Origin of the sequence: Hafnia sp. HMSC23F03, from assembly GCF_001816025.1 — a bacterium.
Taxonomy (GTDB): Bacteria; Pseudomonadota; Gammaproteobacteria; order Enterobacterales; family Enterobacteriaceae; genus Hafnia; species Hafnia paralvei.
Genome location: NZ_KV824233.1, coordinates 364,087 through 364,945, shown reverse-complemented (window position 1 = coordinate 364,945; position 859 = coordinate 364,087). Strand labels below are relative to the sequence as shown.

The window sequence follows — 859 nt, the reverse complement described above, 5'->3', positions numbered from 1 at the left end:
CCAGCTCTGATTTTACTTTATTAATAATAGTATTGAGCTCTGCTTCACGGCTATTATCGGTTTCTGTATTGGCTGCCTTCTGATCGCAGCCACTAAGAATGACGATGGTAAAAGATAGGAAACCTGTTATCCCTATTTTTTTCATTTCCCTTACCCTCATACGTCCTTTATTTTATCGGCTCAGGGCTATTCACCACGCAGCGGGCGGGTTTATCGCTGGGTAAAAAGTCTCTGCTTTTAGGATCTGCTTTATAACGAACAACGGTTAACCCGCGTCCTGGTCCAGAGTAATCTTGGCTGCGCATAGCCTTATAAAAATAACCATCATCATTTTTATACGCGGGCTTGTCTGGACCTTGAGGATCCTTCACTGGGGATGTTTGGTAGTAATCTGGATCATACCAATCTTTCATCCACTCCCAACCATTTCCGGCCATATCGTATATGCCTAGAGGATTCGGTGGATATAGATTTCCTGGTAATGGAGAATATACGCCGAGTGACGTGCCCATTTTTTGCGAATAGGCTTTACTATCTTTTTCTGTCGCTACATTCTTCTCCTCGCCATCGGTAGCACGGATCGTCCCGTCGTTGGTGGGAGCTATCACGAACTGCCCGCGGTTACGAGCAGCGTATTCCCATTGTGCCTCCGTAGGCAGCGCAAATGGTAACTTTGTCACCTTAGCTAGCCATTGGCAATAAGCCTCGGCCTCATACCAGTCAACGTGTGCCGGCCCGTTAGCTATACTGTTCTTCTCTTCCCACCGAGTCTTAGTTCTCACTCCACCATTAACCACTCTTCCCGGAAGATTATTGTAGGCCAAGTAAAACTTATATTCGGTATTATCCACTTTGAATT

At 45.8% G+C, this 859-nt stretch carries 1 protein-coding gene; it reads right to left on the bottom strand.

Going from position 1 to position 859, the window contains the following annotated elements; genetic code table 11:
* Nucleotides 1-167: 167 nt before the first annotated feature.
* The coding region (locus tag HMPREF3091_RS16450; RefSeq protein WP_246840000.1) for a formylglycine-generating enzyme family protein at nucleotides 168-859 on the bottom strand (692 nt) is incomplete at its 5' end.